Consider the following 13,088-nt stretch of genomic DNA (forward strand, 5'->3'; position numbering starts at 1 on the left):
TTGCCTACTTCTGTTGCAGAATTTGCAGCGCAGCTCGCAACAGGCTCTGGCTATTGTGTTCGACGCTGGCAGCGGATGCAGCAGTAACAGCACTAAGCGCGGTGGTTTCATCCCACCCCAATCCCGTCAGCGCGGTTACAACCTGTGCGCTAAGAGCGCTGTTCGCGCTCTTAGGCGAGTTCGCGGCAGCTGCGAGTGCGGCGGTGTTCGGCAGCTGTCTAATTTTGCTCGCAAGCGAGAGCACAATCTGCTTTGCTCCCTTTGGACCAATGCCGGACACCGCTGTAAAAGGCTTATAGTCGTCACCGCTGATGGCCGCAATAATCTGCGCCGCACTCATTGCGTTTAGTACCTCGAGCGCGATCCGCGGACCAATTCCGCTGACGCTCAAGAGCAGATTAAAAATCTGTAGCGATGTGCTATCTAAAAATCCAAACAGGGTTAAAGAGTCTTCGCGCACAACCAGTTGAGTTTGCAGGCTAACGGTTTGCCCTTTTTCACAGGCGGCTAAAACGTTACCGGGAGCCTCCACCCGATAGCCCACTCCATGCACGTTAAGCACAACAAAATCAAGCTCTCGCACGAGCACGTTTCCTGTTAGAGCGGAGATCATTAGAATCCTAACCTGGTGAGCATTTTAGGATCGTTCTGCCACTCTTTTAGCACTTTTACGTGCAGCACAAGATATATTTTGCGACCGATAATCTCTTCGATTTGAGGCTTTGAGTCGCGTCCTATCTGACTTATACGAGAGCCTTTGTGACCGATCACAATTGCTTTTTGGCTGGCGCGCTCAACAAAAATCGTGGCGTAAACGTGGAGCAGCCCCGTGTCAGACTCGACGGCATCTTCAACGCTCACGGCGAGCGAGTGTGGCAACTCTTCGCGGGCGTTTTCAAGGGCAGATTCCCTTATTATTTCGGCGATCCGCTCGTGCTCTCCCTCTTCTGTTACAACTGTTGATTGATAGAGCTGCGGCGACAGCGGCATTAGCTTAAGCAGCAGGGAAACAAGTATTTCAAGCTGCTCTCCCGAAACAGCGGATACGGGGATAATTTCCGCCCACTCGCCAAGCTCGTTAACCTCCTGTAGGCGCTCAAATATCTGGCTTTTGCTCGCCCGGTCAATTTTGGTGACGATCGCAATTTTTTTAGCGTTTTTTAAGCGCTCTAGCTGTTCAAAAATAAAACGATCACCCGGTCCTATTCTTTCGTTTGCCGGGAAACACATTCCGATCACATCAACATCAGAAAGAGTGCTTTGCACCAGCGAGTTAAGGCGTTTTCCAATTAGCTTCCGGGGACGGTGAATACCGGGAGTGTCAACAATAATTAATTGCCCAGAATCCCGGTGGACTATGCCCCTAATTGCCCGCCTGGTAGTCTGCGGTTTGGAGCTGGTTATAGCAATTTTCTGCCCCACAAGAGCGTTTGTTAGAGTTGATTTACCAACGTTTGGTCTGCCCACAAAGCTTACAAAACCCGCGCGAAAATCGAGGTTTTGTAAATGTTTATCTAACATTGAAATCTCTTTCTGTAAAATTAGCACCGCACACGCCAAACTAGCCCTCTGCCGCTTCTATTTTATCGGTATCAGCGACCGCCAATTCGGCAACGGTTTGGCGTTTTGCAACTATGTGCTGCACCGCGCCACGCCTGTCAACCTTAGTTGCGGTGAGTTTAATTCCCGCAACTACAACGGAATCATCTGCCTCGGCGAGCCGGCCGAGCTCCTTCACAAAAAGTCCGGCGGCGGTGTCAACGTCCTCGTCGGTGAGCTCTATTTCGAACAAATCTCCCAACTCAGAAACCAGCAGGCGCGGACTAATATTAAAACTGCCGTCGACGTTTTCGGTGTAGCCCTGATCCGCCCGATCGTGCTCGTCGTAAATATCGCCGATTAGCTCTTCTATCAGGTCTTCGAGCGTTACTAGCCCAGAAATACCGCCATACTCGTCAACCGTTAGCGCCAGATGGTTGTTTTCGCGCTGCATCTGCGCAAGCAGATCATCCGCACGCATTAAATCCGGCACAAACAACGCCTGCCGCATCAGCTTGGTGACCGGCACAGTGGCGGCCTCGGTGCTGTGCCTAAAAAAGAATCCCGCAACATCGCGCAGGTGGATGATCCCGATTACATCGTCAGCATTTTCAGTGATCACCGGCATACGTGAGGTTCTGTTAGCGAGCAGGGTATCAAGAGCCGCGCAAATATCCGTTTTATACTCGAGCGTCTTCATATCAGTGCGCGGCACGATAATCTCGCTCACGGGTGTGTCGCCAAACTTTAGCAGCGAGTGGATATAGTCGCGGTCTTCTTCCTCGAGCGCGTCATGCTCTGCGGCGCGATCAACGAGCGACAGCAGCTCACTGTCGCCGGACAGGCTCTCGCGCTCAAACTGGCTCACGCCTCCGTTAAGAACCGCAGTGTGAAAGCGCATAATTGCAATTGCGAGCGGACCGAGAATAACCCGCACAGCTCGCACCAACGGAGCGGTTAAGCGGATAACCCCGCTGGGTATGGCACGCCCGATTCTGCGGGGGCTGGTGCCAACGAGCACAAATGTTGCCAGCAAAACCGTTAGCGATGACAGGCTTAAAACAACCCAAATATTGGTGAACACGGTTGTGTAGACAACCGTTAAAAACACGGCGGCTAAACTCTCGCCGGCAATTCTTGCAAAGGCTATCGACAGCAGGTGTGATACTTCATCCTCTGCGATTTGCACAATTGCGCGACGACTTTTTTTGGCGCTCTCTGCGAGTTTCAAAAGCTCTGCGCGCGAGCGCACGTTTAATGCTGCCTCAGCGGCTGCCAACAGTCCGGCGTGCAAAATAAGCACTATTGAAACAACAACCAGGATTCCTGCAAACAGCGGATTCACGATGTTATATCCTGTTCAAACTCGGCTAGCAGCTGGCGTTGTAAACCGAACATTTCAGCCTCTTTAACGGGTGTGTCATGATCATATCCAACAAGGTGCAGCAAACTGTGGGTAATAAGCATCCGCACCTCTGTTTGTAGCTCGTGATCCGCAGCCAGCGCCTGGTCTTTTGCAACATCAAAGCACACCACAATATCACCGAGTACCCCCGGCGGCGTGAGCTGCCCTGCCGTGCCGGGAACAAGCTGATCCATTGGGAAGCTCATAACATCAGTGGGTCCTGCAAGATTCATCCAGGCAAGATGTAGGCGTTCCATTTCTGCTGCGTCAACAAAGGTTATCGCAACTTCTGTTGCCGGGTCTAAAAAGAGTTTTGTAAAGGCGTATTTCACAAGCTCTGGGAGCAGCCAGTCGCTGTAACTGGCATCGTCTGCAACACCCAGAGCGCCGCTGTTATCGTTAATCGTTATATTTTCTGTCACAGCCTGCCCTCATAAGCTGCGACAATCTGGCTCACTAAGCTGTTGCGCACAATATCTTCAGCGTCGAGATGTGTTATCCCGATTTCGGGAATATTGCTTAGCTTGTGCATTGCATCAGCTAGGCCGCTTATGTTGTGTGATAAATCAACCTGTGAGCTGTCACCGGTTATAACCATGCGCGAGGCGTAACCGAGCCTGGTTAAAAACATTTTCATTTGTTCCCCAGTCGTGTTTTGCGCCTCGTCAAGAATTATAAAAGATTCGTTAAGAGTGCGCCCGCGCATATAGGCAAGAGGAGCAACCTCAACCGCGCCGGATTCAACAAGCTTAGCCACGGTTTCAGGATCGAGCATAGCCGCCAGAGCGTCAAACAAAGGACGCAAATAAGGGTCAATTTTGTCTTCTAAACTGCCGGGCAAATAGCCCAGCTTTTCGCCCGCTTCAACAGCAGGCCTTGTTAAAACAATTTTTGCTACCTCACGCCGCTGCAAAGCTCGCACGGCAAAAGCAACGGCGAGGTATGTTTTTCCCGTTCCGGCGGGACCCTCGCAAAAAACTATTTCACACTCTTCAAGTGATTTCACATAATCACGCTGCCCCGCTGTTTGCGGGCGTACTCCCCGCCCTCGCACGGTTAAAATCGATTCCGGCAATTTTTTACCGTTTTCAAGAGAAGTCGTTTTAAACTGCTTAATATCGCGACTATCTACCGCCGCAGCGGTTTTGTGAGCGGCGAGTATTTCGAGTACTGCACGCTCAACCTCAGCAACGCTTTCGCGCGTGCCACGCAGGGTTAACAAATGATCGCGCAGGTGAAAATTAACCTCCTGATAGGCCCGCTCAAGCTCGCCAAGCAGCGACTCATTAGCACCTAGCAGATCGGATAAATGCACTCCCGACAACAACACGGAGCGTGTTATTTCGGGATAGAAGGTTTTATCCACCCGCGCTGCTTTCTGTTAGATCTCCCGCTAGTACGTGTGCGTGAACGTGAAATACCGTTTGCCCCGCGCCCGCGCCGTTGTTGAAAACCAGGCGGTAATCACCGTCAGCGTACACGGTCGCAAGTTTTTTAGCAACCTGTACAATCTCGGCTAGCAGCCCAGGATCACCCGCAGCCAGTTCCGTTACGTTTGCGTACTCTGTGGTTTTAGGAATCACCAGAATATGCACGGAAGCCTGCGGATTCTGATCGTAAAAAGCCAAAACCCTATCGGTTTCAGCAAGTTTTTTAACGGGAATCTCACCGGATACAATTTGCCCAAAAACAGTTTTATTACTCATAGCCTAAAGTCTAGTGCCACCCTCTGACAGTAATTTTTAAGCGCCAAAGCGCAGTCGTCACACGGCACAGCTTAACTACCACACCCCCAGCGCAAGGTTGCACACCGCAAGCGCCGCTGCGGCAGCGCTTGCAGAGCGCAACACCGTTTCCCCAACCGTCACAGCGCGCGCGCCGTGATCTGCAAACAGCTGCAATTCTGATTCGGTAATGCCACCCTCTGGACCAATTGCAAAAACAATTCTTGAATAATGCTTTAGCCCGGCTTCACCCAGCCCTACTAGCTCGTTGCTCAGCCGCAGATTTTGCCACGGATCGAGCACAAGCACGAGAGTATGCTCATCCGCCGCCAGCTGCGCCAGCTGCTTAGGACTGTGCAGTTTGTGCACCTTAGGCACTCGCGCGCGCAGTGACTGCTTAGATGCCTCTCGCGTTATTTTTTGCCACTTAGTGAGCATTTTATCCACTTTTGCGCAATCTTGCCACTGCACAACAGAGCGCTGCGCCCGCCACGGCAGAATCTGGTTAACGCCAAACTCCGTGCTCTGCTGCACCGCCATTTCATCGCGCCCGCCCTTGACCAGCGCCTGCGCTAAAACCAGCTCAACAGGGTGCTTTGTAACCGTGCGCACGCTAAGAACTTCCGCGTGAAACAGCGGATTTTTGCCAGGCAGCACCTTCGTAACCTGTACGGTTGCAATTCTGCCGTCGGTATCTCCCAGATAAACCTGCTCACCGGCGCGCAATCGCGCCACAGTAACCGCGTGACGTGCCTCCTCACCGGTTAGCGTAAGGGTCTTGCCCGGCTTAATAGGTGCGCCTATTAAGCCACTGTCATAGTATAAATGCGCCATCTACCCGAAAAACTTGTTGCGCATTTTTTCAAAGAAACCCTGCTTGTGCGCGCCCAGCCGAGTGCTTTGTTTGTCAAGGCTGTTAGCAAACTCCTGCAGCAGCTCTTTTTGTTTACGGTTTAAGTTTGTAGGGGTTATAACCTTTGCAATCAGCTTTAAATCACCTCGCTTTTCGCCGTGTAGTTCTGTAATACCACGCCCTGCGACGGTGATTATATCGCCGGACTGAACGCCCTCGGGAACTGTTATTTGCGCCTCTCCGTCAAGTATCTGCAGTGTTATCTGCGTGCCGAACACGGCCGCGGTTAGCGGGATTTCCAGGGTTGCTAACAGGTCATTGCCGTCACGGTTAAACTGCTCGTGAGGAGCCACCATAAACTCAATAAACAGGTCGCCGTTTGTGCCGCCACCGAGACCAGCCTCGCCCGCGCCGCGCATCTGCAACCTGGTACCATCAGCAACTCCCGACGGAATCTGCACTTCAATAGTGCGTTTTTCGCGCACCCTGCCGCGCCCACCACAGTCACCACACGGATTATCAATAACAGTGCCGTAGCCCTGGCAGTTGCTACACGGATTGCTGGTCACAACCTGCCCCAGAATTGAACGCACCTGCCTGCGCACGTGACCTGTTCCCTGGCACATATCGCAGGTGCGGGGTGTGGTACCGGGCGCGCAACACTTCCCATCACAGTTTGCGCAAACAACCGCGGTTGTGATGTCAATATCGCGGGTTGCGCCAAAGATCACATCGGCAAGCTCGATTCGCATCTGAATCAGCGCGTCATTGCCGGGTTGTTTGCGCGAATTGGGAGTTCCGCCACCGCCAAAACCAAAACCGCCGCCAAACATATTCCCGAGAAAATCACCCAGGTCGGTGAATCCACCTTGCGATCCGCCCGTGTCATACTCGCGGCGCTGTTGCGGATCACTCAGCACATCATACGCGCGAGTTACCTCTTTAAACTGCTCTGCCGCTTCAGGACTCGGGTTGCGATCAGGGTGCAGCTTCATAGCGAGCTTACGGTAGGCTTTTTTGATTTCCTGCTCGCTCGCATCCCTGCTGACCCCGAGGGTTTCATAGTGATTGACCATTTGTGTTCTCCTTTTAAAATCTTCTTACTAGCTTAAAATTTTATTGAGGTAACTCGCCACAGCCTGCACCGCAACAATGTTTTCTGCGTAATCCATGTGCAGTGAGCCGATAACCCCGAGCTGTGAGCCGGTGCTGTTGGCGTTACCATAGCTCGTGGCTAAAACCGCGGTTCCCTGCAGCCCATAGGTTTCATTCTCGCGCCCGATACTAATGCTAATTTCACGCTCCTGCTGCAGCGCAAACTCGTTAAACAGCTGCAACAGCGTCACCTGTTCTTCGAGCGCTTCTAAAACGACCTCTGCCGACAGCTCTGCAACCGCCGCGCGTGATATATTTGCCGTTCCTGAAACCTTTAGTTTAGCAGCTGTGCTAACCGCTAACTGTTCGCACACACTATCAAAGATAATTGCCGCCGGCGCTTTAGCTACGGGCGGCAGCTGTGGCAGTATAATATTTTTATATTCTGCGGCAAGAGTGGCAAGCGCAGCTTTTAGATCCTTATCAATAATTGCCCGGTAAATCTGCCCGCGTACGGTGGGCAGGCTCAGATGCCGCAGCTCATCCGCATTAAAAACTATTAGCTGCTGCGCCACCACCCCACTGCTTTTTACAAGAATTGCCAACACCCTGTTTGCAGACAGCTGCACCAGGTCAAAATGCCGCACCCGCTCGCTCGGCACACCCGGATATTGAATCAGCGCAACTTGATTTGTGAGCAGCGACAAAATCCTGGCGGTGCGGTTTAAGACCTCGTCAAGGTCGTGTGTCTCCCCCAGGAACCGTTCAATCGCGAGCTTTTTAGCTGCAGAGAGCGGTTGCAAGCGAGTCAGTGTGTCCACGTGTAAACGGTATCCTTTATCGGTTGGCACGCGCCCCGACGAAGTGTGCGGTGCGGTTATTAGCCCCGCCTTCTCAAGCGCCATCATATCGCTGCGGATAGTGGCCGCAGACACGTCAAAAGCGTATTTTTGCACGATCCGCTTAGAACCGACCGGTTCGTGGTGCACCACATAATCGTTGACAATTGCCCGTAAAACCTGCAAGCTACGCTCAGAAACCATAATGCACCCCCTGAAATATCTCGCCACCAGCGCTAACAGCAAAATCTGGCACTGTCACCTATAGAGTGCTAGTTTACCCTGTGAAACTTAAAACTCAGCTATCCCAGCAGCTGGTGCACTATCTGATCTGCTAGCAACCGCCCTTTTAACGTGGGCACAATTCGCTGCTGCGCAAACAGCGGCTCGGGCTGCACCAGCTCTTGTGTGAGCAGTCCGGCAACTCGCGAGCGCTCTTGCGCGGTGAGCGCCTGCAACGGAAGCCCCCAGCGGATTCTGCTTTCTAACAGCACTCGCTCTGTATGGCGCGCGTGCGGATCGAGCACCTCTTGCGCATACCCTGGCGACACGCCAGCACGTACGCGAGCTGCGTACACGCGCGGATGTTTCACGTTCCACCAACGCACGCCCCCTACGTGACTGTGCGCGCCGGGCCCGAAACCCCACCAGTTGGCACCCTGCCAGTATCCCAAATTGTGGCGCGAATATGACCCGCCCCGTTCCCAGTTACTGATCTCATACCAGCGGTAGCCCGCCTCACTAAAGAGCTTATCTGCTAGCTCGTACATATCAGCCTGTGTGTCATCGTCGGGCATTTGATACTTGCCGCGCTTAATCTGCGCGGCAAGCTTGGTGCCCGGCTCGATAATTAGCGCATACGCTGAAATGTGATCAGGCTCGCACGCCAGTGCGGTGAGCACAGATTCGCGCCAGTTGGAGAGCGTTTCGTGCGGGGTGCCGTAGATTAAATCGAGGCTCACCTGCAAGCCCAACTCGCGGGCAAATTTTGTAACCGGCAGAATTCGCGACGGATCGTGCGTGCGCTCCAGAACCTCTAAAACGTGAGCAACCGCAGACTGCATCCCAAAGCTAATACGAGTAAAACCGGCATCGCGCAGCTCTTCTAGATAGCTGTAGTCAACAGAATCCGGATTGGCTTCGGTTGTGACCTCGGCATCTGCGGTCAAACCCCAGGTGTTTTTTAGCCCGTTAAACATTTTAACAAGGTCACCCGCGGGCAAAAGCGTGGGCGTGCCCCCGCCAAAAAATACCGTATCTAACGGCCGCTGCGGCACTTGGCTAAGCTGCAGCGCGGTTTTTGCAAAGGCAATTTCCTGCAGCACCTCTGCAGTGTAATTGCTCTGGTTTGTGCTGCCAAGTTCGGTTGCCGTGTAGGTGTTGAAATCGCAGTACCCGCAGCGCACGCGGCAGTATGGCACGTGTACATAGGCTCCAAAGCCACGCTCTGCGGAGTTAACGGCCGCCTGCGCGGGGAGTCTGCCATCCGCTGGTACTGGATCGCCCGGCAGCAGCGCGCTAGGAGGCATCTGTGACGGGCGCTGGGGCTGTGTTTTGAACTCTGTTTTTGCGCTGGCAGCGCCGCCGTTTACTCTGTTCAGAGAGGCATAACCGGGTATCAGACAGGAGAGCGTTTCTTTGATTTCGGCGGATAGTTTCTGCCCGTTTTTGCCGTCGCACAAAAAATTGAACCGGGAGCGTTTTGGCAGGTGGAAGAATCCGCGCGCGACAGCCTGCACGCTGTCATCAGCGAGCAGCTGCACCTCAAAGCTTACTTCGCCGGCAAATTCGCGAGCGGATGACACCGTGCCGAGCACCACCCCGGAGCGCAACACCGGCTCTGCGCCAGTTTCTGCGCTGCCGGTTAAATCTTCCTGCCTATCTCCCCTTAAAAGCCGCACAACACTGTAAACACCGCTTAAATCGACCGCGTTTTTAGCGACTGTTGTTGCGCTTTGTAGCTCTGCCTTTGCTCCCGTGAGCAGATACGCTGTTCCCTCCGCGCTGTACACGGTCTCGTTCAGGCTCGGGCGCGCTGGTATGCTTCCCTGGTCAAGCACGGTAACGCTGTACCCGGCAAGCTCGAACACGCGCCACGTCATTAACTGCCCAACAGCGTCATCGAATCGATTTTTGCCAATTCCCAGCCTGACGCTCTCGGCAAATGGATACGCCCCGTTTGGCGGATAATCAAGCAGGTCGGGCGCCTGGCTACCACCAACTTCAGCGTAGTTGAGAACAGAATCTACAAAAGTACTGCGGCGTCTTGGCTCAGAACTCATTTTTTACCCTCAACTTCGCCAGACAGCGCGGCGATAAAGGCTTCCTGCGGCACTTCCACGCGCCCCACCATTTTCATCCGCTTTTTGCCTTCTTTTTGCTTTTCTAGCAGCTTGCGCTTACGACTAATATCACCGCCGTAGCACTTTGCTAAAACATCTTTTCTGATTGCGCGGATGTTTTCGCGCGCAATAATTCTAGCCCCGATAGCTGCCTGAATCGGCACTTCAAACTGCTGGCGCGGAATTAGCTTACGCAGTCGCTCCGACATCATGGTACCGTAGCCGTAGGCGCTATCGCGATGCACAATCGCGCTAAAAGCGTCAACTTTATCACCCTGCAGCAGAATATCAACCTTTACAAGATCCGCATTCTGCTCGCCGGCCGACTCGTAGTCAAGGCTTGCGTACCCCTGGGTGCAGCTTTTGAGCTGATCAAAAAAGTCAAACACGATTTCACCGAGCGGGATTTTATAGCGCAGCTCAACCCGTTCTGTGCCGAAATACTCCATACCCTGCAGGCTGCCGCGCCTGGCCTGGCACAGCTCCATAATCTGCCCGACATAGTCTTTGGGCGTAAGAATTGCGGCACTTACAACGGGTTCGTAAACTTCTGAGATTTTACCGTCGGGGTATTCGCTCGGGTTTGTAACGGTAACCTCTTTGCCATCTTCGCGCACAACCCGATAGACAACGCTCGGCGCGGTCGCGATCAAATCAAGATTGAACTCGCGGCGCAACCTTTCGCTTATGATTTCAAGGTGCAAAAGCCCCAGAAAACCGCACCTAAAACCGAACCCCAGCGCAACTGAGGTTTCTGGTTCGTACTGCAGCGCGGCATCTGAGAGTTTAAGCTTATCAAGGGCTTCGCGCAACACCGGATAATCGCTGCCGTCGATCGGGTAGATACCGGAAAAAACCATCGGCTTCGGATCGATGTACCCCGGCAGCGCGTCGCTCGCTGGCGCGCGCTTGGTTGTGATGGTGTCACCAACTTTAGACTGCCGCACGTCTTTAACACCCGTAATCAGGTAGCCCACCTCACCGGCAGCAAGCCCCGCTGTGGGAATCTGCTCGGGAGCAGAAACGCCTATTTCTAGAGCCTCGTGCTCGGCCAGCGTTGACATCATCAAAATGCGCTCGCGCGGTAACAGCTTGCCGTCAATCATCCGCACATAGGTGATAACCCCGCGATACGGGTCGTACACGGAGTCAAAAATCATAGCTCGCGCGGGCGCTGTCAGCTCTCCCACTGGCGCCGGAACTTTAGCAACAACACAGTCAAGCAGCGCCTCAACACCCGCGCCGGTTTTACCGGAGACAGCGAGCACATCCGCCGGATCACAGCCAATTAGCTCGGATATTTCTTGCGCAATGCGCACCGGATCCGCCGCGGGAAGGTCGATTTTATTCAGCACCGGAATAATCTCAAGATCGTGTTCCATTGCCAGGTATAGGTTCGCGAGCGTTTGCGCCTCAATGCCCTGTGCCGCGTCGACCAGCAGAATAGCGCCTTCACAGGCCGCTAGCGAGCGTGAAACCTCGTAGCTGAAATCTACGTGCCCGGGCGTGTCGATCATATTCAGCGCGTAATCAGTGCCGTTAAGCTCCCAGTGCATCCGTACCGCCTGCGACTTGATTGTGATGCCCCGCTCGCGCTCAATATCCATGCGGTCGAGATACTGCGCCCGCATCTCACGGTCAGACACTGTGCCGGTAATCTGCAGCATTCTGTCTGCGAGCGTTGATTTGCCGTGGTCAATATGCGCGATAATGCAGAAATTGCGGATCGCGGACGCAGGAGTTTGTGAGGGACGCGGCGGATTAACACTGCGAGGAGACATTCAACACCTATCTTAAAACGGACACGGGGCTAAATTTAAGACAAAGGCACGCACACCGTAAAAACAGGTATGCGTGCCGAAACTGTCTCAAGCTTAGGTAGCTTAGAGAGCAGTTACTTTCTTAGCAAGCTTTGATTTACGGTTAGCAGCCTGATTCTTGTGAATCACGCCCTTGCTAACAGCCTTGTCTAGCTTACGGCTAGCTTCCTGCAGTGCCTTTACAGCTGCGTCTTTATCTCCTGTCTCAACAGCAAGACGAGTTTTGCGCACAAAGGTGCGTAGCTCGCTCTTGTAAGCGCGATTGCGCTCGGTTGCTGCGAGATTGGTGCGAATCCGCTTAATTTGCGACTTAATGTTTGCCACTTAGCTTCCTTCAAAAGTTTACGATTAATACTTATCCGACGCGCAATCAGAGAGGGGAAAACGCGCCACTGTGGTTATTCACACCACAAGCAAGTCAGTTAATAACCCTAGCATATTTTTATACGCAGAGGTGCGATAGCATGATTTCAGGCGTTAAATGTTGCCGCGCACAGCTACTGTGAGCAGTAGTCGCTCTAGGGCATACTCGGGGTCTTTTGCAAAGCCCTTTACCGCCATATCGGTTTCAGTTGCCTGTAAGATTACTTTTGCAAGATTGGTGCGCTGCCATTTAGCCGCCCGTCTTCTCACTTTGTCAACCATCCAGGGCGGCATGCCCAGCTCTTTAGCGAGCTGCTGCACGGGCTCGGCTCGCCCGTGCACACGCGCTAAATCTCGCAGTGAGCGATTGATCATGGCAACTATAAAAACGGGGTCAATGCCGGTGTGCAGCGCGTGTCTAATCAGGATCATGGTCTGCGCAACATCGCCGTTTAGCGCGGCATCAATAACAGCAAAAACGCTCGTTTCAACTCGCCCTGCGGTTAGATCCTGCACGCTCTGTAAGGTTATTTCACAGTTTACCGCGTGATGCGCGAGCTGCTCGAGAGCGGCAAACAGCTCTCCCAGATCTGTTGTGAATGCGCTGCTCAACTGTCTAAGCGGCTCTGCCGCGATCCGCACCCCCAGTCTTTTAGCCTCGCGCGTAATAATGTTGGGGCGCTCAGAGAGTTCTACTTTGGCGCAGTTAACCTCGATAAGCCCTGCGGTTTGCCGCACCTGACGCAGCACAGCCTTGCCGCTAACACCGCCCGGATGCTGCAGCAAGAAAAAGGTTTCGCCGTCTAGCTGCGACGTGGTCTGCGCGAATTCCTCTGTGAAGCACGCGCTGGCTCTATCTAGATCGCTGATTTTAATTAGCCGCGGCTCGCCAAAGAGCGACGGCGTTGCAAATGTTAAAAGCGTGCCGCGCGAGTACTCTGCTGCGCTTATTTCGTGTGTGACTAGGTTGGGATACTCTTTGCGCAACAGTTCTGTGATTTGCCTTGCTGCCCTGTCGGCCAAAACCGTTTCTTTACCATACAACAAAGTGACCTCGGCAATACGCACGCTGTCGTAAGCAACGCTGTTTGCAGCGGCACGCGACATT

The 13,088-nt window shown here is 53.4% G+C and carries 13 protein-coding genes; all 13 read right to left on the reverse strand.

Annotated features, from left to right (window positions below):
- Positions 1-4: 4 nt before the first annotated feature.
- The 13 genes from ruvA to holA all read right to left on the reverse strand — a co-directional run bounded on the left by ruvA (position 5) and on the right by holA (position 13,087).
- Positions 5-613: a Holliday junction branch migration protein RuvA gene (ruvA, locus tag KJY78_RS01625; RefSeq protein WP_214336756.1), complete on the reverse strand. Its 609-nt coding sequence runs from the start codon at positions 611-613 to the stop codon at positions 5-7.
- Positions 613-1,521, reverse strand: a complete 909-nt coding sequence (era, locus tag KJY78_RS01630; protein WP_214336758.1) for a GTPase Era — start codon at positions 1,519-1,521, stop codon at positions 613-615. The genes ruvA and era overlap by 1 nt, the downstream gene beginning before the upstream one ends.
- Positions 1,522-1,561: 40 nt before the next feature.
- On the reverse strand, positions 1,562-2,884 hold the full coding sequence (locus tag KJY78_RS01635; protein ID WP_214336760.1) for a hemolysin family protein: 1,323 nt from the start codon (positions 2,882-2,884) through the stop codon (positions 1,562-1,564).
- The gene (ybeY, locus tag KJY78_RS01640) at positions 2,881-3,366 is read right to left on the reverse strand and encodes an rRNA maturation RNase YbeY (protein ID WP_214365148.1); all 486 of its coding nucleotides are present in this window, start codon (positions 3,364-3,366) and stop codon (positions 2,881-2,883) included. Before ybeY ends, KJY78_RS01635 begins: the two co-directional genes overlap by 4 nt.
- Complete coding sequence (locus tag KJY78_RS01645) at positions 3,363-4,310, reverse strand: PhoH family protein (protein WP_214336762.1); 948 nt, start codon at positions 4,308-4,310, stop codon at positions 3,363-3,365. The genes ybeY and KJY78_RS01645 overlap by 4 nt, the downstream gene beginning before the upstream one ends.
- Positions 4,303-4,650 carry an HIT domain-containing protein gene (locus tag KJY78_RS01650; RefSeq protein WP_214336763.1) on the reverse strand — a complete coding sequence of 116 codons (348 nt, stop codon included), beginning with the start codon at positions 4,648-4,650 and terminating at the stop codon, positions 4,303-4,305. Before KJY78_RS01650 ends, KJY78_RS01645 begins: the two co-directional genes overlap by 8 nt.
- Positions 4,651-4,725: 75 nt before the next feature.
- Entirely contained in the window at positions 4,726-5,502 is a 777-nt protein-coding gene (locus KJY78_RS01655; RefSeq protein WP_214336765.1) for a 16S rRNA (uracil(1498)-N(3))-methyltransferase, read from the reverse strand.
- Positions 5,503-6,597: a molecular chaperone DnaJ gene (gene dnaJ / locus KJY78_RS01660; RefSeq protein ID WP_214336767.1), complete on the reverse strand. Its 1,095-nt coding sequence runs from the start codon at positions 6,595-6,597 to the stop codon at positions 5,503-5,505.
- A gap of 27 nt (positions 6,598-6,624) precedes the next feature.
- Positions 6,625-7,659, reverse strand: a complete 1,035-nt coding sequence (hrcA, locus tag KJY78_RS01665) for a heat-inducible transcriptional repressor HrcA (RefSeq protein ID WP_214336769.1) — start codon at positions 7,657-7,659, stop codon at positions 6,625-6,627.
- Between the two features lie 98 nt (positions 7,660-7,757).
- Positions 7,758-8,984 carry a radical SAM family heme chaperone HemW gene (gene hemW / locus KJY78_RS01670; protein WP_214336921.1) on the reverse strand — a complete coding sequence of 409 codons (1,227 nt, stop codon included), beginning with the start codon at positions 8,982-8,984 and terminating at the stop codon, positions 7,758-7,760.
- Between the two features lie 749 nt (positions 8,985-9,733).
- Entirely contained in the window at positions 9,734-11,578 is a 1,845-nt protein-coding gene (gene lepA, locus KJY78_RS01675; RefSeq protein ID WP_214336771.1) for a translation elongation factor 4, read from the reverse strand.
- A 102-nt stretch (positions 11,579-11,680) separates the two neighbouring features.
- Positions 11,681-11,941 (reverse strand): 30S ribosomal protein S20, encoded by a 261-nt coding sequence (rpsT, locus tag KJY78_RS01680; RefSeq protein WP_214336773.1) that lies wholly within the window; start codon positions 11,939-11,941, stop codon positions 11,681-11,683.
- 153 nt (positions 11,942-12,094) lie between these two features.
- On the reverse strand, positions 12,095-13,087 hold the full coding sequence (holA, locus tag KJY78_RS01685) for a DNA polymerase III subunit delta (protein ID WP_214336775.1): 993 nt from the start codon (positions 13,085-13,087) through the stop codon (positions 12,095-12,097).
- Position 13,088 lies beyond the last annotated feature (1 nt).

The organism is Canibacter zhuwentaonis (genome assembly GCF_018531145.1).
GTDB classification, from domain to species: domain Bacteria; phylum Actinomycetota; class Actinomycetes; order Actinomycetales; family Microbacteriaceae; genus Canibacter; species Canibacter zhuwentaonis.

Excerpts from the sequence above, each read along its gene's own strand:
- ruvA (WP_214336756.1), bottom strand. The coding sequence starts at position 613 with ATGATCTCCGCTCTAACAGGAAACGTGCTCGTGCGAGAGCTTGATTTT.
- era (WP_214336758.1), bottom strand. The coding sequence starts at position 1,521 with ATGTTAGATAAACATTTACAAAACCTCGATTTTCGCGCGGGTTTTGTA.
- KJY78_RS01650 (WP_214336763.1), bottom strand. The coding sequence starts at position 4,650 with ATGAGTAATAAAACTGTTTTTGGGCAAATTGTATCCGGTGAGATTCCC.
- KJY78_RS01655 (WP_214336765.1), bottom strand. The coding sequence starts at position 5,502 with ATGGCGCATTTATACTATGACAGTGGCTTAATAGGCGCACCTATTAAG.
- dnaJ (WP_214336767.1), bottom strand. The coding sequence starts at position 6,597 with ATGGTCAATCACTATGAAACCCTCGGGGTCAGCAGGGATGCGAGCGAG.
- hrcA (WP_214336769.1), bottom strand. The coding sequence starts at position 7,659 with ATGGTTTCTGAGCGTAGCTTGCAGGTTTTACGGGCAATTGTCAACGAT.
- hemW (WP_214336921.1), bottom strand. The coding sequence starts at position 8,984 with ATGCCTCCTAGCGCGCTGCTGCCGGGCGATCCAGTACCAGCGGATGGC.
- lepA (WP_214336771.1), bottom strand. The coding sequence starts at position 11,578 with ATGTCTCCTCGCAGTGTTAATCCGCCGCGTCCCTCACAAACTCCTGCG.
- holA (WP_214336775.1), bottom strand. The coding sequence starts at position 13,087 with ATGTCGCGTGCCGCTGCAAACAGCGTTGCTTACGACAGCGTGCGTATT.